Raw genomic sequence first — 26,939 nt, 5'->3', positions numbered from 1 at the left:
GAAGTTTATCCGTCAGGTTATTTCAACTTTCGTCCTCAGCTGTGGCATCCTTACCGCATTGAAAAAACCAACGAAGAACGTGACGACTTATGGCACAAATTGCAGAAAACCCGCTGATTCTGGTAGATGGCTCTTCTTACCTCTATCGCGCATACCACGCGTTCCCTCCGCTGACCAACAGCGCAGGAAAACCTACCGGCGCGATGTACGGTGTGCTGAATATGTTGCGCAGCCTGCTGCTGCAATATAAGCCCAGCCATGTAGCCGTGGTTTTTGATGCCAAAGGCAAAACCTTCCGCGATGAGCTTTTCGAAGCCTATAAATCCCACCGCCCACCGATGCCGGACGACCTGCGAGCGCAGATCGAGCCCTTGCATAATATGGTCAGAGCGATGGGCTTGCCTCTACTGGCCGTCAGTGGCGTGGAAGCCGATGACGTCATCGGTACGCTGGCGCTGGAAGCCGGTAAAAAAGGCAAGCCGGTATTAATCAGCACTGGCGATAAAGATATGGCGCAGCTGGTAACGCCAGATATCACCCTTATCAACACCATGAACAATGCGATCCTCGGCCCTGACGAAGTGGTGGAGAAATATGGCATTCCGCCTGAATTAATCATCGACTTCCTCGCGCTGATGGGCGACGCATCCGATAACATTCCCGGCGTACCGGGCGTGGGCGAGAAAACGGCTCAGGCGCTGCTGCAGGGGCTGGGCGGAATTAAAGATATCTATGCCAACCTGGATAAAGTCGCTGACCTGACGTTCCGTGGGGCAAAAACCATGGCCACCAAGCTGGAGCAAAATAAAGAGATGGCGCTGCTCTCTTACCAGCTGGCGACCATTAAAACGGATGTGGAATTAGATCTGACCAGTGAACAGCTGACGGTGAATGAGCCGGCGGTGGAAGAGTTACTGGGCCTGTTCCGCGAATATGAGTTCAAACGCTGGATCACCGACCTGGAAGAAGGAAAGTGGCTACAGGGTAAAAAGAGTCATCCTGCCGCGCAGAAAGCGCTGGTTGAACAGGTTGAAGAACAGGTCGAAACCACCAGTACGCTCTCTGCCGAAGGCTATGTCACTATTCTGGATGAAGAGACCTTCGAAAGCTGGCTGAAGCAACTCAAGACCAGTTCACTGTTTGCGTTCGATCTGGAAACCGACTCGCTGGATACGCTGAGCGCCAATATCGTGGGGATTTCCTTCGCCATTGAGCCAGGCAAAGCCGCCTATCTTCCCGTGGCGCATGATTATCTGGATGCGCCAGCCCAGCTGGATCGCAACAGCGTGCTGGAGCGCCTCAAGCCGCTGCTGGAAGATCCGGCGTTGCTGAAGGTGGGTCAGAACCTGAAATACGATCGCGGCGTGCTGAAGAACTACGACATCGAATTACAGGGCATCAAGTTCGACACCATGCTGGAGTCGTACGCGCTGAGCAGCGTGGGGAGTCGTCATGATATGGATACGCTCTCATCACGCTGGCTGAACCATAAAACGGTCTCCTTTGAGGAGATTGCCGGCAAAGGCAAAAAGCAGCTGACCTTTAACCAGATCGATCTGGAACAGGCCGCGCATTATGCTGCCGAAGATGCCGACGTAACGCTCCAGCTCCACCTGAAGATGTGGCCAGAACTGGAGAAAGAGCAGGGGCCGAAGGAGGTGTTCGAAAACATCGAAATGCCGCTGCTGACGGTGATCTCGCGCATTGAGCGTAATGGGGTGTTGATCGATCAGGGGATTCTGGCCGCCCATTCGAAAGAGCTGACCATTCGTCTGGCAGAGCTAGAGCAAAAAGCCCATGAACTGGCGGGTGAGCCGTTTAACCTCTCTTCGCCAAAGCAGCTGCAGACCATTCTCTTTGAGAAGCAGGGCATCAAGCCAACCAAGAAAACGCCTGGCGGCGCGCCGTCTACCAGTGAGGAAGTCCTTGCTGAGCTGGCGCTGGATTATCCTTTGCCGAAGGTGATCCTGGAGAACCGTGGCTTAGCCAAGCTGAAGTCGACCTACACTGACAAGCTGCCGTTGATGATTAATCCTATCACCGGACGCGTGCACACCTCTTATCATCAGGCGGTCACGGCCACCGGCCGACTCTCTTCTACCGATCCCAACCTGCAGAACATTCCGGTGAGAAACGAAGAAGGTCGCCGCATTCGTCAGGCTTTCATTGCTTCCAAAGGCCATAAGATTGTTGCCGCTGACTATTCTCAAATTGAGCTGCGCATTATGGCTCACCTGTCACAGGATAAGGGCTTGTTAAGCGCCTTTGCTGAAGGCATGGATATACACCGTGCGACGGCTGCCGAAGTCTTTGGCATGGCACTGGATAAAGTCACCGGCGAACAGCGACGCAGCGCGAAAGCGATCAACTTTGGCCTGATATATGGCATGAGCGCCTTTGGCCTCTCCCGTCAGCTGAATATTGGTGCAGGTGAAGCGAAGAAGTATATGGATCTGTACTTTGAACGCTATCCTGGCGTGTTGGAATATATGGAAAGCACCCGCCAGCAGGCCGCTGAAAAAGGCTATGTCTCAACGCTGGATGGCCGACGTCTCTATTTGCCGGATATCAATGCCAGTAATGCAATGCGCCGTAAGGCGGCCGAACGCGCAGCAATCAATGCGCCAATGCAGGGCACGGCGGCTGACATTATCAAAAAGGCGATGATTGCGGTCGATGGTTGGTTAACGCCGCAGTCAGCACCGGACGTGAAAATGATCATGCAGGTACACGATGAACTGGTCTTCGAAGTGAAAACCTCTGAAGTGGAGGCGGCCACGGCGAAAATTCGCGATCTGATGGAAAACAGCATGAAACTCGACGTTCCTCTGCAGGTGGATGTCGGCGTTGGCGATAACTGGGAACAGGCGCACTAATTTCCCGGCTGCCCACGGATGAGACTGATTTTATAGCAAATTCAGTCTCATTTTTTATCCATAAGAAAATGCTTTAGTTCCGCTGTACGCCTGAAACTTTGGGCCAACCACCGTTCAGAATTTCACCTAAGCAGTTATCCTGGAAGCATTTTTTTTGTAATTAAGCTACAGGCAAGGGCGGTTTCTGTGACCTGAGTTGGATAACACCCGGTGTTTTCTGAAAATTAACTACAAAAAACCCTTTTGAGGGCCGAAAAAATCCTGTAGAGTTTCAGTTGTAGGGTACAGAGGTAAGATGTTCTATCTTTCAAACCTTTTACTTCACGTAATCGGATTTGGCTGAATATTTTAGCCGCCCCAGTCGTTATGACTGGGGCGTTTTTTATTGGGCGCTATCTGGCCCCAGGGCGAGAATCTTACTCTGCAGGCGCTTCTTGTTCTTCGTCTTCTACTGCTGGCGGAAGTTCGCTAAACCACGTATTTAACTGATCGCTCAGTTTATCAACGCCAATTTTCTTCAGTGAAGAGAACATCTCTACCCGAACATCCCCAATGAACCCTTTGGCTGTTTCACGCACCGCATTCAGCTGCGCTTTGCGTGCGCCAGAAGCCAGTTTGTCTGCCTTGGTCAACAGCACCAGCACCTGAATGCCGCTCTGCACTGCCCACAGGATCATCTGCTGATCCAGGTCCTTCAGCGGATGGCGGATATCCATCAGCACCACCAGGCCCTTCAGGCACTGACGATCGCGCAGATATTCTGCCAGCGCTCTCTGCCACTTCAGCTTCATCTCTTCCGGTACTTCTGCATAACCATAGCCCGGTAAGTCGACCAGACGATAGCCTTCAGCAACCTGGAAAAGGTTGATCAGCTGGGTACGGCCTGGGGTTTTACTGGTACGTGCCAGGCTTTTTTGATTGGTCAGCGTATTCAGTGCGCTGGATTTGCCCGCGTTGGAACGACCGGCAAAAGCCACTTCAAGTCCGGTATCGGCTGGAAGGTGACGAATGTCAGGGGCACTGGTGACAAAATGGGTAACGTGATAATTCCAGCCAGACAAAATAAAAACTCCAGATAATAAGGTCAATTGCGCAGAGTATACCCTGTATAGAATGAAAGCGCCCAACCGACCTTTTTACGGCCGGGATTTTGTAGGAGATTGGCTATTAGATTTGCCAGAAGTTTCCTCTTTTTCACGCTAAATAAAACTAATAAAACATTTAATAACAATAAGTTATATAAAATTATGACTTTCCGAAAAGAATTTTGTTGTGGCACCTCCCTTGTCAGTTTGACCATTTAGTCTAAAGTAATTGGCAGAACCCGGACGGTTCTCTTCAGGATGATGTGCTCATGGGCGCCAGGACGGTGTGGAGCAGGGAAGGAGCGTGTTGGGATTTTCAACACAACATGGAAAGGATCGAGTCCAGGACGGGACTCCCAGGCAATGGAAAACCGGGATGTTGGCTGCTCAAAAGGATGCTGACCTAGTCAGTCCTTCTGCGGAAGGTGCGAAAAAAGGCGACAGGGTGACCTGGCGCCTTTTTTCTTTGTCTGCTTTCTGCTAGATTCCGCCGCAATTCTATACTGAATATAAATCGTCTGAGAGCAGAAAACATGAAGCAACCCGCACGCGCGCCACAGGATAAGAAACCGGCAGCAAAAACCCAGCGTAAAACGCGTGATGAATCCAACGCGGAAGCGCGCGATCGTAAGCGCGACAAGAAGCATCGCGGCAATGCCTCCGGCAGCCGTGCTAATCCGGTCACCGTTAACAAGAAGAGCGGCGAAAGCGCCGTCAGCAAAGATCCGCGCATTGGCAGCAAAAAGCCCATTGCCCTGGGTCCGGTAACTGCAGACGCTCAGCCCGCGAAGAAAGTGGCTAAAGTCGCTAAACCTGTAGAAGAGAAAAAAGTCCTTCTGTCGCCGGAAGAAGAGCTGGCGAAGCTGGAGAATGACGAACGTCTGGACACCTTGCTGGATCGCCTGGAAAAAGGCGAGACGCTGTCAGCAGAAGATCAGGCCTGGCTGGACCAGACGCTCGACCGTATCGACGTGCTGATGGAAGAGCTTGGCATCGCGCTGGACGACGGTGCGGAAGATGAGCAGGCGGAAGAAGATATGTACCGCTTGCTGAAAGGCGGCCAGTAACCTTTCTGCGTTATTGGGTAAAATTGAGGTGGCGCAGTATTGCGCTGCCCTTTTAAAAGGTTTCTCTGCGAATGAATTGGCCTGGATCAATTTTCGTGCTGATTATGCTCTGCAGCCTTGGCGGGTTATTCGTTAAACTACGTCGTCTTTCGCGGTTGAAAACCCGACTGCACCGAGCGACCGTCCGCCAGTCTGCCAGGCACACCCCTTTCACCCGACGGTCGGCATCCAGACGCCAACGCAGGAGTGAATACCGTGACGCAGATGATTGAATGGGATCAACGCCTGATCCAGACCTACAATATCTCCGGCCCCCGTTATACCTCCTATCCCACCGCGCTGGAATTTACCGAGCAGTACAACGAAGCGGCTTTTCAGCAGGCAGCGCAACGCTATCCCGATCGTCCTCTGTCCCTGTATGTTCACATCCCGTTCTGCCATCGGCTGTGTTATTTCTGCGGCTGCAACAAGCTGGTCACGCGTCAGCAGCACAAGGCGGATGCCTATCTGGATGCGCTGGCGAGCGAAATCCAGTCTCGCGCCAGATTATTTCGTGGCCGCACCGTCAGCCAGATGCACTGGGGCGGCGGCACACCGACGTATTTAAATAAGCAGCAGATAACCCGGCTGATCACCCTGCTGCGGCAGGCTTTTACCTTCAGTGAAGACGCCGAGCTGTCGATTGAGGTCGACCCGCGAGAAATCGAACTGGATGTGTTGGACCATTTGCATGCGGCAGGCTTCAACCGCCTGAGCATGGGCGTGCAGGACTTCAACAAAACGGTGCAGGAGAAGGTGAACCGGGTTCAGGATGAACAGGTGATCGTCGATCTTATCGCGCGTGCCCGTCAGGTTGGCTTTGCTTCCGTCAGTCTGGACCTGATCTACGGCCTGCCGGCACAGACGCCAGAGAGTTTTGCCTTCACCCTGCAGAAAGTCATCGCGTTGAACCCCGATCGGCTTAGCGTGTTTAACTACGCGCACATGCCGGCCTTGTTTGCCGCACAGCGCAAAATCAAAGAGGCTGATATGCCGACTGCTCAGCAAAAAATGGATATCCTGCAGCAGTCAATCGCCATGCTGACCGGCGCGGGCTACCAGTTTATTGGCATGGACCACTTTGCCCGCCCTGACGATGAGTTGGCCGTCGCGCAGCGGGAAGGGAAGCTGCACCGCAATTTCCAGGGCTACACCACGCAGGGCGACAGTGATTTACTGGGCATGGGCGTTTCAGCCATCAGCATGCTTGGTGACACGTATGCGCAAAATGAAAAAGAGCTGAAATCCTGGTATGCCGCCGTGGCTGAAAATCACACGGCGTTATGGCGGGGTGTGGCGCTGTCGGCTGATGATTGCCTGCGTCGGGACGTGATTAAAACGCTGATGTGCAATTTCGCGCTCAATTTTGCTGACTTTGAGAGCGGTGAACGGTCCTTTAGCGACTATTTTGCCGAAGATCTGGCGCTGTTAGCGCCGTTCATCAGGGACGGGCTGGTGGAATGCCACGAGAAGGGCCTTCAGGTGACGGCTAAGGGACGTTTGCTGGTGAGGAATGTCTGTATGTGCTTTGACGTCTACCTGCGTCAGAAGGCGCGTATGCAGCAATTCTCACGGGTGATCTGATTGCCAGAAAACAAAAAGGCCGGACAAATACTGTTCCGGCCTTTTTTTTGGGTGACAGACTCGCGGTATCCGCTACTCCATTCCCAACTCTTTCAGCTTACGGGTCAGGGTATTTCGTCCCCATCCCAGCAAACGTGCGGCTTCCTGCTTGTGCCCCTGCGTATGACGCAGTGCGGTGGTCAGCAGCGTGCGCTCCATTTCGGGTTGCGCTTCTGACAGCAGGTTTTGATGACCGGAACGCAGCGCGCGATCGGCCCATTGTGCCAACAACGTTGCCCAGCTGTCCGGCAGTGACTGCACCGGATTTTCAGGCGTTGAAGTCTCAAACAGCTCGGACGGCAGATCCTGAATTAACACTTCTTGTCCGGCCGCCATAACGGTCAGCCAGCGGCAGGTGTTCTCAAGCTGACGAACGTTACCAGACCAGTGAAGCCGGGTGAGGGCCGTTTCGGTTTCTGGGTGCAGGATCTTCGCTTCAACACCGAGTTCACGTGCCGCAACCTGCAGGAAATAGCGTGCCAGGCGCGGAATATCTTCGCGACGTTCGCGCAATGGCGGCAGGTGCACACGAATCACGTTCAGGCGGTGGAACAGATCCTCACGGAACTTGCCTTCCTGTACCCGCAGCTCCAGGTTCTGGTGGGTTGCCGCAATAATGCGCACATCCACTTTCACCGGTGCATAGCCACCAACGCGATAGAACTGACCATCCGCCAACACACGCAGCAAGCGGGTCTGAACATCCATCGGCATATCGCCGATTTCATCCAGGAACAGCGTGCCGCCGTCGGCCTGTTCAAAACGGCCCTGACGAATTTGATTAGCGCCGGTAAATGCGCCTTTCTCATGGCCAAACAGTTCCGACTCAATCAGGTCTTTCGGGATCGCCGCCATGTTTAGCGCGATAAATGGCGCTTTTGCCCGCGGGCTGTGGCGGTGCAGAGCATGGGCGACCAGCTCTTTACCGGTACCGGACTCGCCGTTGATCAATACGCTGATCGACGAACGGGAAAGGCGTCCAATAATGCGGAAAACATCCTGCATCGCGGGCGCTTCGCCAATGATGTCGGTAGTGGGGCCGCTAACCGGTTGATTACGCGGCTGCTGCTGCTCCTGGTAATGGCTGATCGCCCGTTCTACCAGCGCAACGGCCTCATCGATATCAAACGGTTTTGGCAGATAATCAAACGCACCCTGCTGATACGCGCTGACCGCCGCATCCAGATCGGAGTGGGCCGTCATTATGATGACCGGAAGCATCGGATGACGCTGCTTAATTTGTTTCAGCAGCGCCAGGCCATCCATGCCGGGCATGCGAATATCTGAAAGTAAAACGTCTGGGGTTTTACTGGCAAGGGCGTCCAGCACCTCATTAGCGCTGTCAAACGTGGCGCAGTTCAAACCGGCTCCAGTGAGCGCGCGTTCAAGCACCCAGCGGATGGAGCTATCGTCATCGACGATCCAAACTATCCCTCGTTGCATAGAAACCTCACTGGCGAATAGGCAGAAATACCGAAAATTCAGTGTGACCGGGCCAACTGCTAAATTCTATTTTTCCCGAATGCTGATCGATCAGGCTTCGGGCAATCGACAGGCCTAAACCTGTGCCGCCTTCACGCCCGCTCACCATCGGATAAAACAGCGTATCCTGCAGTTGTGCCGGAATGCCTGGGCCATCATCTTCAACATCGATGCGGGCCACCAGGCGATAGCGTACGCCGTGCAGCGTTAACTGAAACGCCGTGCGGGTACGAAGAGTAATAGTGCCGCCTTCTTCACCCAACGCCTGAAGCGCGTTGCGTACTACGTTCAGCAGGACTTGTTCAATCTGATCCGGATCGTGCGGCAGTTCAGGCAGGCTGGGATCGTAATCCCGCACCAGCGTGACGTTATCGGGCAGCTCCATCGACACCAGGTTCACGATGCGTTCTGCGACCTGATGGATACTCTGCGTGACGTGCATACCCGGCTGCTGTGGACCCAGCAGGCGATCAACCAGATTGCGCAGGCGGTCAGCCTGTTCAATGATCACCTTGGTATATTCGGTTAATGACGGATCGGGCAGGGCTTTCGCCAGCAGCTGTGCTGCGCCACGCAATCCTCCCAGCGGGTTTTTAATTTCATGTGCCAGACCACGGACTAAATCCCGGGCGGCGACCTGCTGAGCATGTTGAATTTGTTCCTGACTGAGACGGCGCTGATTATCCATCGGGGCCATTTCAAGCAGAATTAAGCCTTCAGGCAGACGCTGTGCGGTTAGCGACATAATATGCGCACGGCTGTCGACCACCAAAGTCACTTCACTGTCAGTAAAACCCTGACCTGCATCCAGACTCTCAAGCATGACGTCGATATTTAACGAAAAATATCCCATCAGTTCCGGCAGCGGTAATCCAAATAGCTTGCGGGAGCTTTGCGCTAACAGTTGTTGGGCCGCGGGATTGGCGTAATGCACCACCAGTTCGCTGTCGACCAACAAAATACTGTTAATAAGGGAATTGAGAATCTGCCCAGCATCGGGCAGCGTGCCTGTTGCCATACAGCCTTCTCCTGCACCATTTTAGTGCATTATAGTCCTTAAACCCGAAATTCGTCTTCCCGGACGATGAATTCGTGGTGAAAAAAGCCCATCCGGAGATGGGCTGGAATTTTCCACGGCAACAAATACTGTCTTACCTGTTAAACGCTGTAGTACAGCTCGAACTCAACAGGGTGTGGCGTCATACGAACGCGGTCCATCTCGGCTTTACGCAGTTCGATGTAAGCTTCGATAGCGTCGTCAGTGAACACGCCACCACGGGTCAGGAACTCGCGGTCTTCGTTCAGTGCTGCCAGCGCTTCGTCCAGTGAACCTGCCACTTTAGGGATCTCAGCTTCTTCTTCCGGCGGCAGGTCGTACAGGTTTTTGTCCATCGCATCGCCAGGGTGGATCTTGTTGATGATGCCGTCCAGGCCAGCCATCAGCAGTGCAGCGAAGCACAGGTACGGGTTAGCCGCTGGATCAGGGAAGCGCGCTTCGATACGACGTGCTTTCGGGCTGGCAACCACTGGGATACGGATAGAAGCAGAACGGTTACGGGCAGAGTAAGCCAGCATTACTGGCGCTTCGTAGCCTGGGACCAGACGCTTGTAGGAGTTAGTGGTTGGGTTCGCCAGGGCGTTGATCGCTTTAGCGTGCTTGATAACACCACCGATGTAGAACAGGGCCATTTCAGACAGGCCGCCGTATTTGTCGCCGGCGAACAGGTTGTTACCGTCTTTAGACAGTGACATATGGCAGTGCATACCAGAACCGTTATCACCGAACATAGGTTTCGGCATAAAGGTCGCTGTTTTGCCGTAGGCGTGCGCCACGTTGTGAACAACGTATTTGTAGATCTGAATTTCGTCAGCTTTTTTGGTCATGGTGTTGAAGCGGGTTGCCACTTCGTTCTGACCCGCGGTTGCCACTTCGTGGTGGTGAGCTTCAACAACCAGGCCCATCTGCTCCATGGTCAGACACATCGCAGAACGGATGTCCTGTGAGGAGTCGACAGGTGGAACCGGGAAGTAACCGCCTTTCAGACCTGGACGGTGACCTTTGTTGCCGCCTTCGTAAGCTTTACCGCTGTTCCAGTAAGCTTCGATATCGTCGATAGCAACATGGGAACCGGAGGTGCTGCTGCCGAAACGGATGTCATCGAACAGGAAGAACTCTGGCTCTGGTCCAAACAGAACGGTGTCTGCAATGCCAGAAGAGCGCAGGAAATCTTCAGCGCGCTTTGCGATGGAGCGTGGGTCACGATCGTAGCCCTGCATGGTGCCTGGCTCGAGAATGTCACAACGGATGATCAGCGTAGGATCTTCGAAGAATGGATCCAGCACAGCGGTGGTCGCATCTGGCATCAGAACCATGTCTGATTCGTTAATGCCTTTCCAGCCACCAATAGAGGAGCCGTCAAACATTTTGCCTTCTTCGAAGAAGTCAGCGTTAACCTGATGAGCAGGAATGGTGACGTGCTGTTCTTTACCTTTGGTATCGGTAAAACGCAGGTCAACGAATTTGACTTCGTGCTCGTTCATCATCGACAGAACGTGTTCAGCGGACATACTTAACTCTCCTGGATTTTGTCATTGTCGTCGTGGTTAGCGATCTCAAGGTGGACTTTGCTTATCTCGCATTGTCATCCGATAATAAAGATCTCTCACACGCTATCAACCGTTGTGAAAAACTGCATTCTTCGCTTGAGTGTATAAAGCGAAATCTATGCCAACTTTATTATTTACCTGAAAAAGCGCTATGATGCGCCCTCTCGTGATACGGGACCTGCACCATGATGGAAGTCGCGCACCATTTTGGTGCTATTGAGTGCTGAGTGAGCACTATTCTGGTGCATTTTTTCGATGGAGTGCGATTCTTGCACTGTTTAAGGTGTAAAAAGCAATCCTGACAGTTATCTTTAATTGAAATTTGTGATCCTGTTCAGTCCTTCGATTAATCCGTGTACAATAGCGCGCTATTTCTAATGCCTGAGGCAAAGCTGTGATCGAAAATTTGCGTAACATCGCCATTATTGCCCACGTTGACCATGGTAAAACTACCCTGGTCGATAAGTTGCTGCAGCAATCCGGGACCTTTGACGCCCGTACTGAAGCCACCGAACGCGTAATGGACTCCAACGATTTGGAGAAAGAGCGTGGGATTACCATCCTCGCAAAAAACACCGCCATTAATTGGAATGACTACCGCATCAACATCGTGGATACCCCAGGACACGCCGACTTCGGCGGTGAGGTTGAGCGTGTGATGTCAATGGTTGACTCGGTGCTGCTGGTTGTGGATGCAATGGATGGCCCAATGCCGCAAACCCGCTTCGTGACCAAAAAAGCGTTTGCTAATGGTCTGAAGCCGATCGTTGTTATCAACAAAGTTGACCGTCCTGGTGCGCGTCCGGATTGGGTTGTTGACCAGGTATTTGACCTGTTCGTAAACCTCGATGCGACTGACGAGCAGCTCGACTTCCCGGTAATCTATGCATCAGCGCTGAACGGTATCGCTGGTCTGGATCACAACGATATGGCTGAGGATATGACTCCGCTGTATCAGGCCATCGTGGATCACGTTTCTCCTCCGCAGGTTGAGGCAGAAGCGCCATTCCAGATGCAGATTTCCCAGCTGGACTACAACAACTACGTTGGTGTTATCGGCATCGGCCGCATCAAACGCGGTAAAGTTAAGCCAAACCAGCAGGTTACTATCGTAGATAGCGAAGGCAAAACCCGTAACGGTAAAGTCGGTAAAGTCCTGACCCACATGGGTCTGGAGCGTATCGAAGCGGTTGAAGCTGAAGCGGGCGATATCATCGCTATCACCGGTCTGGGCGAGCTGAACATCTCCGACACCATCTGTGATCCACAGGCTGTTGAAGCGCTGCCAGCACTGAGCGTTGATGAACCAACCGTAACCATGTACTTCAACGTAAACACCTCTCCGTTCTGTGGTAAAGAAGGTAAGTATGTGACTTCACGTCAGATCCTTGACCGTCTGAACAAAGAACTGGTGCACAACGTTGCGCTGCGTGTTGAAGAAACCGAAGATTCTGACGCCTTCCGCGTGTCAGGTCGTGGTGAGCTTCACCTGTCCGTTCTGATTGAAAACATGCGTCGTGAAGGCTTCGAAATCGCCGTTTCACGTCCTAAAGTTATCAACCGTAAAATCGATGGCCGCATGCAAGAGCCGTTCGAGAACGTGACGCTGGATATCGAAGAACAGCACCAGGGTTCTGTAATGCAGGCAATGGGCGAGCGTAAGGGTGATGTTAAAGACATGATCCCTGATGGCAAAGGCCGTATTCGTCTGGATTACCTGATCCCGGCGCGTGGACTGATCGGTTTCCGTACCGAATTCATGACCATGACGTCTGGTACCGGTCTGCTGTACTCCACCTTCAGCCACTACGATGATGTTCGTCAGGGTGAAATCGGCCAGCGCCAGAACGGCGTGCTGATCTCTAACGGCCAGGGTAAAGCGGTAGCATTCGCCCTGTTCAGCCTGCAGGATCGCGGTAAGCTGTTCCTCGGCCACGGTGCTGAAGTGTATGAAGGCCAGGTTATCGGTATTCACTCACGTTCAAACGACCTGACCGTGAACTGCCTGACCGGTAAGAAACTGACCAACATGCGTGCTTCGGGTACTGATGAAGCAACCACGCTGGTTCCGGCAATCAAGATGTCTCTGGAGCAGGCTCTGGAATTCATCGATGATGACGAACTGGTTGAAGTTACGCCAACGTCCGTACGTATTCGTAAACGTCACCTGACGGAAAACGACCGTAAACGCGCAAGCCGTGGTCCTAAAGAGTCTTAATCCTCTTTAAGCACTGCACTCTCAAGGCCGGAGCTCTCCGGCCTTGATTCTTCTCCCTGATTTTCCCCCTCTCCTGTTCAGTCTCCCGATTTACCGCTAGAGTGAATATCTCACCGGCACAAAAGGAGATGACCATGCTGTATATCTTTGATTTAGGTAACGTCATTGTTGATATTGATTTCAACCGGGTTCTTGGCGTCTGGAGCGATCTGGGGCGCGTACCGCTGTCTACATTGCAAAGCCGTTTCCAGATGGATGCGTCTTTCGAACAGCACGAACGAGGTGAAATCAGTGATGAAGAGTTCGCAGAGAAAATGTGCGAACAGCTGGATGTCGCGTTAAGCTTCGAACAGTTTGCGGCGGGCTGGCAGGCGGTTTTTGTCGGCGTGCGTCCGGAAGTGATTGCCATCATGCACAAGCTGCGTGAGCAGGGCGATCGCGTTGTTATCCTCTCTAATACCAACAAGCTGCATTGTACCTTCTGGCCGACGCAATACCCGGAAGTGCAGAGCGCGGCAGATAAACTCTATTTGTCCCAGGAAATGGGGCTGCGCAAGCCTGAGCCTGAAATCTATCAGCAACTGCTGAATGCCGAAGATGCATCCGCACAGGAGGCGATTTTCTTCGACGATAATCTTGCCAACATTGAAGCTGCCCAGGCATTGGGTATTCACAGCGTGCACGTCACGGATGCCAGCGTGGTGCCGATGTTCTTTAGCGATCGCTTCTGAATGAGCCGTATTAATCATTACCGCCACCGGCTGCGGGCTTTTTGGGGTTGGCTAAAATTACTGTGGGAACGCATTGATGAAGATGCGATGACGACGCTGGCGGGTAACCTGGCGTATGTGTCGCTGCTGTCACTGGTACCGCTGGTGGCGGTGGTCTTCGCCCTGTTTGCTGCCTTTCCGTCCTTTGCCAATGTCAGTGTTCAGCTGAAGGCATTTATTTTTAATAACTTTGTGCCGTCTTCCGGTACGGTGATCCAGAGCTATCTGGAGCAGTTTGTCGCCAACGTCAACAAAATGACTGCGGTCGGCGCCTGCGGGCTGGTGGTGACGGCATTGCTGTTGATGTACTCGATCGATACCGCGCTGAATACCATCTGGCGCAGCAAGCGCAAACGCCCGATTGTGTACTCGTTTGCGGTGTACTGGATGATCCTGACGCTGGGGCCGCTGTTAGCGGGTGCCAGTCTGGCCATCAGCTCGTATCTGCTGTCGCTGCGCTGGGCGTCCGTGACGGGCGTCAGCTGGCTGATTGACTATGGGCTCAGGATTTTCCCGTTACTGCTCTCCTGGCTGTCATTCTGGCTGCTGTACAGCATCGTGCCGACCCGCCAGGTGGCGGGAAAGGATGCGTTGATTGGTGCGCTGGTGGCCGGGCTGCTGTTTGAGCTCGGGAAAAAAGGCTTTGCGCTGTATGTTACGATGTTCCCTTCGTACCAGTTAATTTACGGTGTGCTGGCGGTGATCCCCATCCTGTTCCTGTGGGTTTACTGGACCTGGTGTATCGTCTTATTGGGGGCCGAAATCAGTGCCACCCTTGGCGACTATCGCCTGATAAAACAAGAAGAACAAAAAAAAGAAGATGAGGAATTATGATTGCCTTAATTCAACGCGCGTTGAGCGCCAGTGTGACGGTGGCAGGAGAAACCACCGGTGAAATCGGCCCGGGATTGCTGATCCTTTTAGGCGTGGAAAAAGGCGACGACCAGCAGAAAGCCCAACGGTTATGCGATCGGGTGCTGGGGTATCGGATCTTCGGCGACGAAAACGACAAAATGAACCTCAATGTCCAGCAGGCGGGAGGTAGCCTGCTGGTGGTCTCACAGTTCACCCTGGCTGCCGACACGCAAAAGGGGATGCGTCCCAGCTTCTCCGGCGGTGCCGATCCCGCTGATGCGGAGCGGCTGTATGAATCCTTTATCGGCTGCTGCCGGGAAAAGGGGATGGTCACGGAAACGGGGCGTTTTGCTGCCAATATGCAAGTTGCACTGGTCAATGACGGACCGGTGACGTTCTGGCTGCAGGTTTGAGGCAGCTGGCTGAACGGCAGGGAGGCGTTGCGGGCTCAGAGAGAGAGAACCACTTTATGTATCACCTTCGGGTTCCTGAAACAGCAGAAGAGCTGGATACCTACTATCAGTTCCGCTGGGAAATGTTACGTAAGCCGCTCCATCAGCCGATGGGCTCAGAGCGGGATGCCTGGGATGCGTTAGCGCATCATCAGATGGTAGTGGACGAGCGCGGAGAACCGGTTGCGGTTGGCCGCCTGTACATCAATGCAGAAAATGAGGCCGCTATCCGCTTCCTGGCGGTGCATCCTTCCGTGCAGGGCAAAGGGCTGGGTACGCTGGTGGCGATGACGCTGGAGTCTGTGGCGCGCCAGGAAGGGGCCAAGCGAGTGGTCTGTAGCGCCCGTGAAGATGCCGTCGAATTCTTTGCCAAGCTGGGCTACATCAATCAGGGCGAAATTACCGCGCCGCAAACCACGCCGGTGCGCCACTTCCTGATGATCAAACCGGTGATGTCGCTCGACGATATTTTGCACCGTGCCGACTGGTGTGGGCAGCTGCAGCAGGCCTGGTACGATCACATCCCGCTGAGTGAAAAGATGGGCGTGCGCATCTTGCAGTTCACCGGGCAGAAGTTTATTACCACCATGCCGGAAACCGGCAACCAGAACCCGCACCATACCCTGTTCGCGGGTAGCCTGTTCTCGCTGGCGACGCTGACCGGCTGGGGATTAATCTGGCTGCTGCTGCGCGAACGTCGGCTTGGCGGCACGATTATTCTTGCCGATGCGCACATCCGTTACAGTCATCCGATTACCGGGAAACCGGGTGCCGTTGCCGATTTAGGCTCGCTGAGTGGCGATCTGGATCGGCTGGCGCGCGGACGTAAAGCGCGCGTGCAGCTGGAAGTGGAGCTGTTTGGTAATGAAGAGTGCGGGGCGGTGTTTGAAGGGGTTTACATCGTGCTACCCGCCGATGCTGACGGCCCTCTTGAGCAGGGCGGTTCCGGCGGGTAACGGAAGGGGCGCTGAGTTAGCGCCCTTTCTTTTTGCGCCCAGGCTGAACGAAACGCTTACGGGCAGCGCCGTTGGCGGTCGGCTTTTCTGCCGTTTTCGGTCCGGCGATGGTCGGCTTTTTCACCGCAGCAGGTTTAGCCTTCGGCTTGGCTTTCTTCTCCGGGTTTTCTTCCGACGAGGAATGCTCGATCAGCTTAAATAACTCAATCAGCTCATCATCCGTGAATTCACGCCATTCGCCGATTGGCAGGCCTTTCAGGCTGACGTTCATAATGCGCGTGCGTTCAAGCTTGGTTACTTCATAACCAAAGTGCTTACACATGCGGCGGATCTGGCGGTTAAGTCCCTGCACCAGCGTGATGCGGAACACGAACGGTGCCTCTTTCTTCACCTTGCACTTTTTGGTCACCGTGCCCAGCATCGGCACGCCGGCACCCAGCCCGGCAATAAACTCGTCAGTGACCAGTTTGTTGACCGTCACCACGTACTCTTTCTCGTGATCGTTGCCGGCACGCAGGATTTTGTTCACCAGATCGCCGTGGTTGGTCAGGAAGATCAGTCCCTGGGACTCTTTATCCAGACGGCCAATCGGGAAGACGCGTTTGCTGTGGTTAACGAAGTTAACGATATTGTCGCGCTCACCTTCTTCGGTGGTACTGATGATGCCGACGGGCTTGTTCAGCGCGATAAGCACCAGATCGTCTTCGTTACGAGGCTCAATCAGCTGACCGTTAACCTTTACTACATCCCCTGCATAGACCTGATCGCCCACGGCTGCACGCTTGCCGTTGATAAAAACATTTCCCTGTTCGATATAGCGATCGGCATCACGACGAGAACAGATACCGCTCTCGCCGATGTATTTGTTAAGACGAATGGATGAGTTGGTCAGCATGGTTCCTCCGTAAAAAAACGGACTATACCTTACCTGCGTTACTGCGCGCCAGTGACCTGACCCGCGTGCAGGGTTTGCTGCACGCTTTTGTCACCTGCGCTGGCGGAGAGGCTGCCGTTTACCGTCGGTTTTAACGGCGCATCAGCCGCCAGACTGGCCTGCGCTTTCAACTGCAGATCGCCATCGCCTTCCAGCGGAACCGTTGGCCAGCCCCAGTCGTGCAACAGATTAACCGGCACCTGACGACCGTTCAGGGTCAGCGAAAGGGCACGTTGCGGCTGCTGGGAAAGGGTCGCCAGGCTCTCGACCATGCCGTTTTTAGTGAACGCGCTCATCTCGGTAACGTTGATTTTGCTGTCGTCCGCGGTCAGTGCGATTGACGGATGGCGCAGATCCACCCGGTTAAAGGTGGCTTCAGCCGCGTTCAGGCTCAGGCTGCCTGACCAGATCCCCCACTGATGATCCTTCGCCATCAACAGGTTGCTGCCATTGCCATCCAGCGAGGTGGTCTGGAACGGGAAGGCCGGATTAATATCAATAATCAGATTGCGGTTGGCGGCAAATTTGGTCACTTCAACGCTATCCAGCCAGTCCGGCAGACGCGCCATCCAGTGTTCGCGCCAGTTCTGCGGCAGCGTGTATTCCAGACCGGCGATCGCCAGCTCATTCAGCGTGAGTTTCTTGTCACTGCGGTTCCAGTTGCCTTCGGTGCGGACCAGACCGTTAACCCAACGCGAACTGAACTGCGTCAAGGCGACGCCCTGTGGCGAGAAGGCCAGGTTCACAATCGGATCGTTGAGTTCCAGGCTGCCATTCACAAAAGTACTGGCGTTCATCGATAGCGAACCGTCATCGCTTTCCCAGTCACCGTTTTTCAGGGTGATATTCTTCAGCGCCATATCCAGGTCGGTCACTGCCCAGTCCGTTCCCTGCAGGCGGGCATCGGTCATATCAATGCGGTCAAAATGCACTGACGGCAGCGCTAACAGCGGATCGAGGAAGCCGCTGAGGGTGTTATCAGACTGCAGGCGGATGCTGTTGAGGCGCAAATTCGCCACGTCCCAGTTTCCCTGAGCATCACGTTGCGCGCTGGCGGTGATCGAGCCCAGCGCAGCATCCGCGCCAATATTGCTGATGATCAGCTGCCTATTCTTGATGCTGCCCTGAATCAGCACATTGCTGGCGGGAATGCCGTTAATCTCCACTGAACCGGCACTTATCTGGAAGCTGGCATCGTTGCCGATGAAATCGCCGGCCTGCGGTTTCCAGGGGAGAACGCCGCCATCGACTCGGGTTGCCGTGACGGGCAGGCTGCTGTCCGGGCTGTTCACCGCCATCTGGTTCAGTTGCAGCCTGTCAGCCTGCAGCGGCAGCGGTTTTCCCTTGCCGGAAAGCGTCAGCGAGCCTTTTTCCAGCCAGATGCTGGCGAAATGCAGCGGCTGGGTAAACTGGATAACGCTCAGGCCAAGATCGACGCGTTTAGCGGTTACCATCGCCGGCTGCGTTTTGTGGCCAAAGGAGACATCGTTCAGGATCAGATGGTCAGGATCGGAAAAGTTATGCTCCAGCTTGCTCATCGCCAGCTGATAGTCGGTATGTGAGCTAATGGTACGGCTAATCCAGCGGGCACCCCACTGGGTCTGCACCACAACATACAGCGCAACCACTGCCAGCAGCAGGATCAGCAGAATCGTCAGCAGAATTTTTCCGATTACTTTCATGGCATCTGTCCCTGTGAACATCGGGTAAAAGGTTGTTATGCCTGATTTATCATCGAAGCTCAACTCTCAGAAGACGCAGAGGGCACCAGGACCCTCTGCGAATCACCACAGGATGACACAAGACGGGATTATTTTTCCTGCGGAAAGAGCAGATTCAGAATGATGGCAGTGATGCCGCCAGCGGCAATTCCGGAAGAAAGTAACGTTTTCAACCAGTCAGGAGCAAATTGCAGGATCAGCGGCTGCTGAGAAACGCCCAGGCCAACTGCCAGTGACAGCGCCATAATCATGATCGCCCGGCGGTTTAGCGGCTCGCGGGAGACAATGCGCACCCCGGAAGCGGCAATCGTACCGAACATCACCAGCGTCGCGCCGCCCAGTACCGGTTCCGGAATATGCTGCACAAAGCCACTCACCGCCGGGAACAGACCCAGCACAATCAACATTAACGCCACGACAAAGCCAACGTAGCGGCTGGCCACGCCGGTCAGCTGTATCACGCCGTTGTTCTGGCCGAAGCAGGAATTAGGGAAGGTATTAAACAGCGCCGAGACGAAAGAGTTCAGCCCGTTAGCCAGCACGCCGCCTTTCAGGCGCTTCATATACAGCGGTCCGCTCACCGGCTGCTCGGAGACATCTGACGTTGCCGTGATATCACCGATGGTTTCCAGCGAGGTCACCATAAATACCAGCATCAGCGGGATCAGCAGGTTCCAGTCAATGCCCAGGCCGTAATAGAACGGCGTTGGAACCGCGATCAGTGGCTGACTGACCGGAGCGCTGTTTTCCGGCAGCATACCGAGCGCCCAGGCCAGCAGATAGCCGACGGCCATCGCAATCACCAGAGACGCCACGCGCAGATAAGGATTCCGCTGGCGGTTAAGCAGAATAATCACCAGCAGCACCGCACCTGCCAGCATCAGATTCCTGGGCGCACCAAAGGTGTGATCGTTCATCGCCGCAAAGCCACCGCCAATCGACGTCAGGCCAACCTGGATCAGTGACAGGCCGATAATCATTACCACAATGCCTGACACCAGCGGGGTAATTACCCGGCGGGCAAGATGCAGGAAGCGGGAAAGGATCATTTCCGTGCAGGAGGCCAGCATCAGCGTGCCGAACAGCGCGGCCATCATGGTGGGCACATCGGCACCGCCATTCTTCAGCGTCATTCCGCCCATAATCAATGGCGTGACGAAGTTAAAGCTGGTTCCCTGAATCGACAGCAAACCCGAACCAACCGGGCCCCAGGTTTTAATTTGCAGTACGGAAGCCACGCCCGACGCAAACAGCGACATGCTGATAATGTGCTGCGTATCCTGCGCCGGCAGGCCCAACGCCTGGCAAATCAATAATGCGGGGGTGATCACCGCCACAAACATCGCCAGCAGATGCTGACAGGCTGCAAACAGGGTTTGCGGCAGAGGAGGGCGATCTTCCAGACGGTAGATTAATTCACTTTTCACCGCAGGTATTGGGTTACGGCTGGCTGCTGCATCGGGGATATTGGCGGACATTCTCGGGCTTCTCTGACGAAGAAAGTGGCGATTTTAATCGTCTGGTGGGCAAAAGCAAACGTTTGCCGGGCGTTATAGTTCGGTTGTTCAGCCTTCACCCAGCGAAACGGCGCGCTGTTCGCTAGACTAAGGGTAACTACGTCCACTGAGAGAGGAACACATGCAGGTATTTATTATTGGTGCAACGGGTGGCGTCGGAAGCCGTTTAAGAAAGAGTCTGGTCAAAGCCGGGCATCAGGTGACCGGTGTTTACCGCAGCGAAAGCCAGGTGGATGACCTGGTCGCCGATGGGGTTAAGCCGGTAAATGTGGATTTGATGAACACCAGCGGGGAAAAGCTGGCCGAGGTGATGAAAGGCTGTGATGCGGTGGTGTTCTCTGCCGGTGCTGCCGGTGCCGGTATCGAACAGACGGACGGGATTGATGGGCGCGGGTGCAAGTTTGCCGCCGAAGCGGCCAGGCTGGCAGGGATCAAACGCTTTCTGCTGGTCTCCGCGTTTCCGGAAGCCGGTCGGACGAAAACCCTCTCGCCTACCTTCGAACACTATATGCAGGTGAAGAAGCAGGCCGATGTGATGCTGGCCGCCACCGCGCTGGATTGGGTTATTCTGCGTCCGGGTACGCTGGTGAATGGCTCTGGCAGTGGAAAAGTGCGGCTGGGTCTGGCGATCCCTTATGGCACGGTGCCAAGAGCGGACATTGCCGCCGTGCTGCACAGCCTGATCGATCATCCTGAGGTCAACCGGGTGATCATCGAGCTGACGGCCGGCGAGCAGGCGGTTAATGATGCCGTGGCAGAAATGGCGGCTTACAGCGGCCGATAGCGGGATTCAGGCGTTAGTATAGCGCTGCGTTTCCGGCAGCCAACGCTCAATCAGCGACTGTGCCTGAGTCGGATAATGCTGGTGGATGTGGCGGGCGACGCGCTGAACTTCGGGGATCATTGCGGCATCCCGCAGCAGGTCCGCCACTTTGAATTCGGCGTTACCTGTCTGCCGGGTGCCGAGCATTTCGCCTGGCCCACGAATTTCCAAATCGCACTGGGCAATCACAAAGCCGTCATTGCTGTCGCGTAAAACCTGCAGGCGCTTTTGCGCCGTTTTGCTCAGCGGCGCTTTGTACAGCAATACGCAGTGCGATGCGACCGATCCACGGCCCACGCGGCCGCGCAGCTGGTGGAGCTGTGCCAGGCCCAGCCGCTCGGGATTCTCAATGATCATCAGGCTGGCGTTCGGCACATCCACACCCACTTCAATCACCGTGGTGGCGATCAGCAGGTGGATCTCACCCAGCTTAAAGGCCTGCATCACCGCCTGCTTTTCCGACGGCTTCATGCGCCCATGCACCAGTCCAACGTTCAATTCTGGCAGCGCCAGCTTCAGTTCTTCCCAGGTGGCTTCTGCGGCCTGCGCCTCTAGCTGTTCAGATTCTTCAATCAGGGTACATACCCAGTACGCCTGACGCCCTTCATCGCTGCAGGCGCTTTTCACCCTGGCGATAATGTCCGGCCTGCGGGTATCGGGGATGGCAACCGTGGTGACCGGCGTTCTGCCCGGCGGCAGTTCATCAATCGTCGAGGTATCAAGGTCAGCATAGGCAGTCATCGCCAGCGTTCGCGGAATGGGCGTGGCGGTCATGATCAGCTGATGCGGATGGAAACCCTGCTCTTCGCCCTTCTCCCACAAAGCGAGGCGCTGATGGACGCCAAAGCGATGCTGCTCATCAATAATCACCAGTGCCAGCCCGTTAAACTGCACCTGTTCCTGGAAAATGGCATGAGTGCCGACAATCATCGACACCTGACCGCTGGCGATGGCTTCCTGCTGCGCCAGTCGGGCTTTGCCTTTTTGTTTTCCTGCCAGCCAGCCCACTTCAATCCCCAGCGGTTCAAACCACTGACGGAAGTTGTTGGCATGCTGTTCAGCCAGCAGTTCGGTCGGCGCCATCAGGGCAACCTGCTTACCGTAAGCGATGACGTTTAGTGCGGTGAGTGCGGCGACCAGCGTTTTGCCCGAGCCCACATCGCCCTGAACCAGACGCATCATCGGATAGTCGTGAACCAGATCCTGCTCAATTTCACGCACCACGCGTGCCTGGGCACCCGTCGGGCTGAAGGGCAGCGCGGCCAGTAATTTGTTACTCAGGTCATGGCGTGCAGGCATTGATAAGGCATGGTAGCGCTGGGCACCGGCGCGGACGGCAAGCATGCTGAGATTGTGCGCCAGCAGTTCTTCCATAATCAGCCGCCGCTGAGCGGGATGCTTACCGCTCTCCAGATCGGCGAGCGCCATATCCGGCGGCGGACGGTGCAGGGTACGCAGTGCGTCTTTCAGGCTGATCATGCCCTGGCTTAACTCGGGCGGCAGCAGTTCGGCAATGGCGCAGGTATCCAGCAGAGCCAATGCCTGGTCCGTCAGATTGCGTAGCGTCGCCTGGCGGATGCCTTCGGTGGTGGAGTAAACCGGTGTCAGCGTCTCCTGCAGCTCAACCCCGCTATGGTCACCCTGGATGCGATATTCGGGATGAATAATCTCCGCGCCGCGCTGGCCACGTTTCACTTCGCCATACGCGGTGACGCGTTTGCCTGGAGAGAGGCTGTTTTTCATGCCAGCGTTGAAGTTGAAGAAGCGCAGGGTGAGGATGCCGCTGCCGTCACTGATCTGACAGGTCAGCATGCGCTTACGGCCGAAGGAGATGTCGCTTTGCAGCACTTCGCCCTCTACCGTGGCATAAATATTGGGAAGGAGATCGTTAATCGCGTACAGCTGGGTGCGGTCTTCATAACGCAGCGGCAGATGCAGCAATAAATCCTGCACGGTTACCAGCCCCAGCTTCGCCAGTTTGCCTGCCTGACTTGCGCCAACGCCAGACAACGAATTCAGCGGGACGGCATCGAGCAGGCGGCCGGTCATTTTCTGCGTACCGAAGCTTGCATGCTGTCCCACCATTCGGCATCGGCGATCACTTCACCGACGTCGCTAATTTCCGGGTAAGGCAGACCTTTGTGCTTCGCGACGCGCGCCAGCACCGGGTAACCGCCTTCGAACAGTAAACGCTGCTGCTCGCTGTATTCCAGCGTGCTTTCCCGTCGCTGATACATGCCGGCGTTTTGCCGCTGGCGCTGGGCTTCGTAGAGGATTAAGGCCGAGGCCACAGAGACGTTCAGCGACTGCACCATCCCGATCATCGGGATAATGATGTCCTGGTCAGCAAGGTCGAGGGCTTGCTGGGTGATGCCGGTTTTTTCCTGCCCCATCAGAATGCAGGTAGGGCGGGTGTAATCAATCTCACGGAAATCGACGGCTTTATCAGAAAGATGGGTGGCAAGAATTTGCATCCCCTGGCCTTTGAGCTGGCCGACGGCATCAGCAATATTGCTGTGCGTTTTCACCTGGACCCAGCTGTTGCTGCCTGCAGCGGACGAGACCATGGTGCGCATCCGGCTACCGGGCCAGACCGCATGGACTTCGTGCACGCCAACCGCATCCGCGGTACGGATCACCGCGGCGACGTTATGGGGCTTATGAACCTGCTCCATACAAACGGTCAGGTCGTGCTGGCGGGCGGCCAGCATCTCAAGGATGCGGGCATAGCGTTGAGCATTCATGCGTTAGTTTCGGTTGCGATGAACTTTAATCACGTCCGGCATTACGCGGATTTTACGCATAATATTCGCCAGGTGAACGCGATCGCGTGCCGTAAGACGGATAAAGGCGCTGTAAACCCGGCCATCTTTTTCTTCCGTATTCAGGCTCTGGATATTGGACTCAGCCGTATTGATTGCCGCGGTCAGATTCGCCAGCGCGCCCTGATGGTTGAACATGTCCACTTTGATCTCCGCCACAAACTCATGCTCGGTGACTTTATCCCATTCTACGGCCATGTACTTCTCTGGCTCTTTCTGCCAGCCGCGAATGTTACGGCACGACTCATGGTGCACCACCAGGCCTTTGCCAGGGCTGACGTGCGCCACAATCGGATCGCCTGGAATCGGGCGGCAGCACTTGGCGAAGGTGATCAGTACGCCATCTGCGCCTTTGATTGGCAGCTTATTGCGCGAAGAGGACGTCGTTGTTTGCTGTGGTGCAGGCGCAGCGTGTTCGCCCTGCTGCAGATTCTTCGCCACCACCACGCTCATCGCATTGCCGAGGCCAATTTCAGCCAGCAGGTCATCCATGGTCGGCAACTTCATTCTTTCCAGCTCATGCTGAACATTTTCAGGCGGGATTTCGGCCAGTTTACGGCTGCCCCCTAACGCATGGTTCAACAGACGACGGCCAAGGCTGACGGAGTCTTCGCGCTTGAGGTTTTTCAGCAGCTGACGGATTTTCGCCCGGGCTTTCGAACTCACCACAAAGTTCAGCCAGGCGGCGTTTGGACGCGCGCCAGGTGCGGTGATGATTTCGACGGTTTGCCCGCTGGTCAGCGGCTGGGAAAGCGGATACGGCTGACGATCGACACGTGCGCCAACGCAGGCATGACCGATATCGGTATGCACGGCGTAAGCAAAGTCGACCGGCGTTGCGCCCGCAGGAAGTTCGACAATGCGGCCTTCCGGGGTAAAAACGTAAATCTCATCCGGGAACAGATCGGATTTCACGCTTTCAATAAATTCAAACGAGCTACCGGCACTCTGCTGCAGCTCCAGCAGGCTTTGCAGCCAGCGCTGGGCGCGGATTTGTGCGGTGGTGCTGCTTTCACCTTGCTCTTTATAAGCCCAGTGCGCGGCGACACCCATTTCTGCCATCTGATCCATATCTTCGGTACGGATCTGGACTTCGACCGGCACGCCGTGCGGACCAATCATCGAGGTATGCAGCGACTGATAGCCGTTGGCCTTGGGGATCGCGATGTAGTCTTTCACCCGACCTGGGCGCGGTTTGTAGAGGCTGTGCATCTGCCCCAGAACGCGGTAACAGGTATCGAAATCACTGACAATCACCCGGAAAGCATAGATATCCATAATGGAATGGAAGCGCTGCTCTTTCAGGTGCATTTTGCAGTAAATCGAATAGAGGTGTTTTTCCCGACCACTGACGCGACAGGGGATCCCGGCTTCCTGCAGACGACCGTCAATTTCAGAGAGGATTTTCTGGATCATCTCTTTACGGTTGCCGCGGGCCGCTTTAACCACTTCTTTAATGACGCGGTAGCGGTTTGGGTAAAGTGCTTCGAAACCCAGCTCTTCGAGCTCAGTTTTCAGGTGATGAATACCCAGACGGTGAGCCAGAGGGCTGTAAATTTCCAGCGTCTCTAACGCAATGCGTCGTTTTTTATCCGGGCGCAGGGCCCCGAGGGTACGCATATTGTGGGTGCGGTCAGCGAGTTTGATCAAAATGACGCGGATATCCTGCACCATCGCCATGATCATTTTGCGGAAGTTTTCCGCCTGCGCTTCTTTTTTATCGCGGAATTTTAGCTTATCGAGTTTAGAAACCCCCTCGACCAGTTCAGCAACAGTCTGACCAAACAGCTGTTCCATATCCTGATACGTTGCGGGCGTGTCTTCGATAACGTCGTGCAAAAGCGCGGCCATGAGCGTTTCATGGTCGAGCTTCATTTCAGCAAGAATGCAGGCCACGGCTACCGGGTGGGTGATATAAGGCTCACCACTGGAGCGCGTCTGTCCCTCGTGAGCATCACGTGCGACAAGGTAAGCTTGCTTGAGGCGTTTAATCTGATCCTCAGGCAAGTATTTTTCAATCAGTTGATTGAGACTTTCGAACAGATACAAGGGCGACCTGCAGGCTGGTGATTAACGACGACCTTCAGCGATAGCGGTTACGGCCTGCAATTCAGCGGCTTCCTGCTCATGCTGTTCCTGGCGATCACGCACATCCAGAATCTGGTTGGTGATCAGACCTTCTTCGATTTCGCGCAGCGCGATCACGGTAGACTTGTCGTTTTCTTCCGGAACCAACGGATCTTTACCGCCAACCTGCATCTGACGTGCGCGACGAGCCGCGACCAGAACCAGGTCAAAACGGTTACCAATTTTCTCTACTGCGTCCTGAACGGTTACGCGTGCCATAAGTGTGATACTCCACGGGTGACGAAATGACTGGGCATCATACTGAGTTGTCCTCAGTCTGCCAATAGTTTGCTGATTAATGCGTCATGACGGGATTTTTGACGGCCCATACGCAGACGCTCAGCGCGAATGATGGTTTTCAGATCGGACAGTGCCAGGTCGAAATCATCGTTCACAATAAGGTAATCATACTCCGCGAAGTGGCTCATCTCTGCCACGGCCTGAGCCATGCGCTTGGTGATAACCTCTTCGCTGTCCTGTCCGCGGCCACGCAGGCGACGATCCAGTTCATCTTTCGATGGCGGCAAAACAAAAATGCTGCGTGCCTGGGGCATTTTCTGGCGGATTTGCTGCGCGCCTTGCCAGTCGATATCCAGGAACACATCCACGCCGGTCGCTAATACCTGCTCGATCGCTTTACGCGAGGTGCCGTAATAGTTGCCAAACACTTCCGCGTGCTCAAGGAAGGCTTCTTCCTTAATCATGCCGCGGAATTCGTCATGACTGACGAAAAAGTAGTGTTCGCCGTGATTCTCACCGGGACGCACTCCCCGCGTCGTGTGGGAAATGGAAACCTGAGTATCGTACAGCGGCTGCGTTTTCAGCAACGCGTGAATCAAGCTGGATTTTCCCGCCCCACTGGGAGCAGAAACAATAAAAAGTGTGCCTTGAGCCATGATTATCTTGATATGCCAATAAAGCGGAGTCTACTTCCTGCACAGTATACACGGCTGATGCCCTTCATG

22 protein-coding genes are annotated in these 26,939 nt (G+C 54.8%); 10 read left to right on the top strand and 12 right to left on the bottom strand.

Annotation, left to right across the window (positions count from 1 at the left end; all coding sequences use genetic code 11):
- The first annotated feature begins 89 nt into the window (after positions 1 to 89).
- A complete protein-coding gene (gene polA, locus ACXKZG_RS22560) occupies positions 90 to 2,876 on the top strand; it encodes a DNA polymerase I (protein WP_013200066.1) in 2,787 nt (928 codons plus the stop codon).
- 295 nt (positions 2,877 to 3,171) lie between these two features.
- Complete coding sequence (gene spfP / locus ACXKZG_RS22555; RefSeq protein ID WP_441316268.1) at positions 3,172 to 3,219, top strand: small protein SpfP; 48 nt, start codon at positions 3,172 to 3,174, stop codon at positions 3,217 to 3,219.
- Between the two features lie 73 nt (positions 3,220 to 3,292).
- Here spfP and yihA read toward each other — a convergent pair whose 3' ends face one another.
- Positions 3,293 to 3,937 carry a ribosome biogenesis GTP-binding protein YihA/YsxC gene (gene yihA, locus ACXKZG_RS22550; protein WP_013200067.1) on the bottom strand — a complete coding sequence of 215 codons (645 nt, stop codon included), beginning with the start codon at positions 3,935 to 3,937 and terminating at the stop codon, positions 3,293 to 3,295.
- Between the two features lie 557 nt (positions 3,938 to 4,494).
- Here yihA and yihI point away from each other — a divergent pair.
- On the top strand, positions 4,495 to 5,028 hold the full coding sequence (gene yihI, locus ACXKZG_RS22545; protein ID WP_013200068.1) for a Der GTPase-activating protein YihI: 534 nt from the start codon (positions 4,495 to 4,497) through the stop codon (positions 5,026 to 5,028).
- A 264-nt stretch (positions 5,029 to 5,292) separates the two neighbouring features.
- A complete protein-coding gene (gene hemN / locus ACXKZG_RS22540; protein WP_488876296.1) occupies positions 5,293 to 6,651 on the top strand; it encodes an oxygen-independent coproporphyrinogen III oxidase in 1,359 nt (452 codons plus the stop codon).
- Between the two features lie 72 nt (positions 6,652 to 6,723).
- On the opposite strand, the gene glnG is transcribed toward hemN, so the two are convergent.
- The 3 genes from glnG to glnA all read right to left on the bottom strand — a co-directional run bounded on the left by glnG (position 6,724) and on the right by glnA (position 10,740).
- Complete coding sequence (glnG, locus tag ACXKZG_RS22535) at positions 6,724 to 8,133, bottom strand: nitrogen regulation protein NR(I) (protein WP_013200070.1); 1,410 nt, start codon at positions 8,131 to 8,133, stop codon at positions 6,724 to 6,726.
- Between the two features lie 7 nt (positions 8,134 to 8,140).
- Positions 8,141 to 9,190: a nitrogen regulation protein NR(II) gene (glnL, locus tag ACXKZG_RS22530; protein ID WP_053145234.1), complete on the bottom strand. Its 1,050-nt coding sequence runs from the start codon at positions 9,188 to 9,190 to the stop codon at positions 8,141 to 8,143.
- Between the two features lie 140 nt (positions 9,191 to 9,330).
- Complete coding sequence (gene glnA / locus ACXKZG_RS22525; protein ID WP_013200072.1) at positions 9,331 to 10,740, bottom strand: glutamate--ammonia ligase; 1,410 nt, start codon at positions 10,738 to 10,740, stop codon at positions 9,331 to 9,333.
- 433 nt (positions 10,741 to 11,173) lie between these two features.
- Here glnA and typA point away from each other — a divergent pair, with 433 nt between their 5' ends.
- From typA to fabY, 5 genes are all read left to right on the top strand, one after another.
- Positions 11,174 to 12,997: a ribosome-dependent GTPase TypA gene (gene typA / locus ACXKZG_RS22520; protein WP_013200073.1), complete on the top strand. Its 1,824-nt coding sequence runs from the start codon at positions 11,174 to 11,176 to the stop codon at positions 12,995 to 12,997.
- A 134-nt stretch (positions 12,998 to 13,131) separates the two neighbouring features.
- A complete protein-coding gene (yihX, locus tag ACXKZG_RS22515; protein WP_013200074.1) occupies positions 13,132 to 13,728 on the top strand; it encodes a glucose-1-phosphatase in 597 nt (198 codons plus the stop codon).
- Positions 13,729 to 14,601 carry a virulence factor BrkB family protein gene (locus ACXKZG_RS22510; RefSeq protein WP_013200075.1) on the top strand — a complete coding sequence of 291 codons (873 nt, stop codon included), beginning with the start codon at positions 13,729 to 13,731 and terminating at the stop codon, positions 14,599 to 14,601.
- Complete coding sequence (dtd, locus tag ACXKZG_RS22505; protein WP_053145240.1) at positions 14,598 to 15,035, top strand: D-aminoacyl-tRNA deacylase; 438 nt, start codon at positions 14,598 to 14,600, stop codon at positions 15,033 to 15,035. Before ACXKZG_RS22510 ends, dtd begins: the two co-directional genes overlap by 4 nt.
- A 56-nt stretch (positions 15,036 to 15,091) precedes the next feature.
- Positions 15,092 to 16,030 (top strand): fatty acid biosynthesis protein FabY, encoded by a 939-nt coding sequence (fabY, locus tag ACXKZG_RS22500; protein WP_041691835.1) that lies wholly within the window; start codon positions 15,092 to 15,094, stop codon positions 16,028 to 16,030.
- Positions 16,031 to 16,046: 16 nt separating this feature from the next.
- Here fabY and rluF read toward each other — a convergent pair whose 3' ends face one another.
- The 3 genes from rluF to ACXKZG_RS22485 all read right to left on the bottom strand — a co-directional run bounded on the left by rluF (position 16,047) and on the right by ACXKZG_RS22485 (position 20,163).
- Complete coding sequence (gene rluF / locus ACXKZG_RS22495; RefSeq protein ID WP_013200078.1) at positions 16,047 to 16,925, bottom strand: 23S rRNA pseudouridine(2604) synthase RluF; 879 nt, start codon at positions 16,923 to 16,925, stop codon at positions 16,047 to 16,049.
- Positions 16,926 to 16,963: 38 nt separating this feature from the next.
- Entirely contained in the window at positions 16,964 to 18,646 is a 1,683-nt protein-coding gene (locus tag ACXKZG_RS22490) for an AsmA family protein (protein WP_346568362.1), read from the bottom strand.
- 128 nt (positions 18,647 to 18,774) lie between these two features.
- Positions 18,775 to 20,163, bottom strand: coding sequence for a nucleobase:cation symporter-2 family protein (locus ACXKZG_RS22485; protein ID WP_013200080.1), 1,389 nt, complete (start codon positions 20,161 to 20,163; stop codon positions 18,775 to 18,777).
- Between the two features lie 160 nt (positions 20,164 to 20,323).
- Here ACXKZG_RS22485 and ACXKZG_RS22480 point away from each other — a divergent pair, with 160 nt between their 5' ends.
- Positions 20,324 to 20,986, top strand: coding sequence for an SDR family oxidoreductase (locus tag ACXKZG_RS22480; protein WP_488875490.1), 663 nt, complete (start codon positions 20,324 to 20,326; stop codon positions 20,984 to 20,986).
- 6 nt (positions 20,987 to 20,992) lie between these two features.
- On the opposite strand, the gene recG is transcribed toward ACXKZG_RS22480, so the two are convergent.
- The 5 genes from recG to gmk are packed head-to-tail and all read right to left on the bottom strand — an operon-like array spanning position 20,993 to position 26,870.
- A complete protein-coding gene (gene recG / locus ACXKZG_RS22475) occupies positions 20,993 to 23,074 on the bottom strand; it encodes an ATP-dependent DNA helicase RecG (RefSeq protein ID WP_013200082.1) in 2,082 nt (693 codons plus the stop codon).
- Positions 23,071 to 23,769, bottom strand: a complete 699-nt coding sequence (gene trmH, locus ACXKZG_RS22470) for a tRNA (guanosine(18)-2'-O)-methyltransferase TrmH (protein ID WP_053145252.1) — start codon at positions 23,767 to 23,769, stop codon at positions 23,071 to 23,073. Before trmH ends, recG begins: the two co-directional genes overlap by 4 nt.
- Before the next feature lie 3 nt (positions 23,770 to 23,772).
- Positions 23,773 to 25,896, bottom strand: a complete 2,124-nt coding sequence (spoT, locus tag ACXKZG_RS22465; RefSeq protein ID WP_013200084.1) for a bifunctional GTP diphosphokinase/guanosine-3',5'-bis pyrophosphate 3'-pyrophosphohydrolase — start codon at positions 25,894 to 25,896, stop codon at positions 23,773 to 23,775.
- 21 nt (positions 25,897 to 25,917) lie between these two features.
- Positions 25,918 to 26,193: a DNA-directed RNA polymerase subunit omega gene (gene rpoZ, locus ACXKZG_RS22460; protein ID WP_004154766.1), complete on the bottom strand. Its 276-nt coding sequence runs from the start codon at positions 26,191 to 26,193 to the stop codon at positions 25,918 to 25,920.
- Positions 26,194 to 26,246: 53 nt separating this feature from the next.
- Positions 26,247 to 26,870, bottom strand: coding sequence for a guanylate kinase (gmk, locus tag ACXKZG_RS22455; protein WP_013200085.1), 624 nt, complete (start codon positions 26,868 to 26,870; stop codon positions 26,247 to 26,249).
- Between the last annotated feature and the right edge of the window lie 69 nt (positions 26,871 to 26,939).

It is taken from the genome of Erwinia sp. 2186, from assembly GCF_057812255.1.
The sequence above is the reverse complement of the archived record's forward strand: the minus strand, read 5'-3'. Positions and strand labels throughout refer to the sequence as shown.

Bases quoted from the DNA above. Each gene is read 5' to 3' on its own strand.
- glnA (WP_013200072.1), bottom strand. From the start codon at position 10,740: ATGTCCGCTGAACACGTTCTGTCGATGATGAACGAGCACGAAGTCAAA.
- fabY (WP_041691835.1), top strand. From the start codon at position 15,092: ATGTATCACCTTCGGGTTCCTGAAACAGCAGAAGAGCTGGATACCTAC.
- trmH (WP_053145252.1), bottom strand. From the start codon at position 23,769: ATGAATGCTCAACGCTATGCCCGCATCCTTGAGATGCTGGCCGCCCGC.
- glnG (WP_013200070.1), bottom strand. From the start codon at position 8,133: ATGCAACGAGGGATAGTTTGGATCGTCGATGACGATAGCTCCATCCGC.
- yihI (WP_013200068.1), top strand. From the start codon at position 4,495: ATGAAGCAACCCGCACGCGCGCCACAGGATAAGAAACCGGCAGCAAAA.
- hemN (WP_488876296.1), top strand. From the start codon at position 5,293: ATGATTGAATGGGATCAACGCCTGATCCAGACCTACAATATCTCCGGC.
- ACXKZG_RS22480 (WP_488875490.1), top strand. From the start codon at position 20,324: ATGCAGGTATTTATTATTGGTGCAACGGGTGGCGTCGGAAGCCGTTTA.
- ACXKZG_RS22510 (WP_013200075.1), top strand. From the start codon at position 13,729: ATGAGCCGTATTAATCATTACCGCCACCGGCTGCGGGCTTTTTGGGGT.
- rpoZ (WP_004154766.1), bottom strand. From the start codon at position 26,193: ATGGCACGCGTAACCGTTCAGGACGCAGTAGAGAAAATTGGTAACCGT.
- ACXKZG_RS22485 (WP_013200080.1), bottom strand. From the start codon at position 20,163: ATGTCCGCCAATATCCCCGATGCAGCAGCCAGCCGTAACCCAATACCT.
- dtd (WP_053145240.1), top strand. From the start codon at position 14,598: ATGATTGCCTTAATTCAACGCGCGTTGAGCGCCAGTGTGACGGTGGCA.
- polA (WP_013200066.1), top strand. From the start codon at position 90: ATGGCACAAATTGCAGAAAACCCGCTGATTCTGGTAGATGGCTCTTCT.
- recG (WP_013200082.1), bottom strand. From the start codon at position 23,074: ATGACCGGCCGCCTGCTCGATGCCGTCCCGCTGAATTCGTTGTCTGGC.
- rluF (WP_013200078.1), bottom strand. From the start codon at position 16,925: ATGCTGACCAACTCATCCATTCGTCTTAACAAATACATCGGCGAGAGC.
- gmk (WP_013200085.1), bottom strand. From the start codon at position 26,870: ATGGCTCAAGGCACACTTTTTATTGTTTCTGCTCCCAGTGGGGCGGGA.
- yihX (WP_013200074.1), top strand. From the start codon at position 13,132: ATGCTGTATATCTTTGATTTAGGTAACGTCATTGTTGATATTGATTTC.
- glnL (WP_053145234.1), bottom strand. From the start codon at position 9,190: ATGGCAACAGGCACGCTGCCCGATGCTGGGCAGATTCTCAATTCCCTT.
- ACXKZG_RS22490 (WP_346568362.1), bottom strand. From the start codon at position 18,646: ATGAAAGTAATCGGAAAAATTCTGCTGACGATTCTGCTGATCCTGCTG.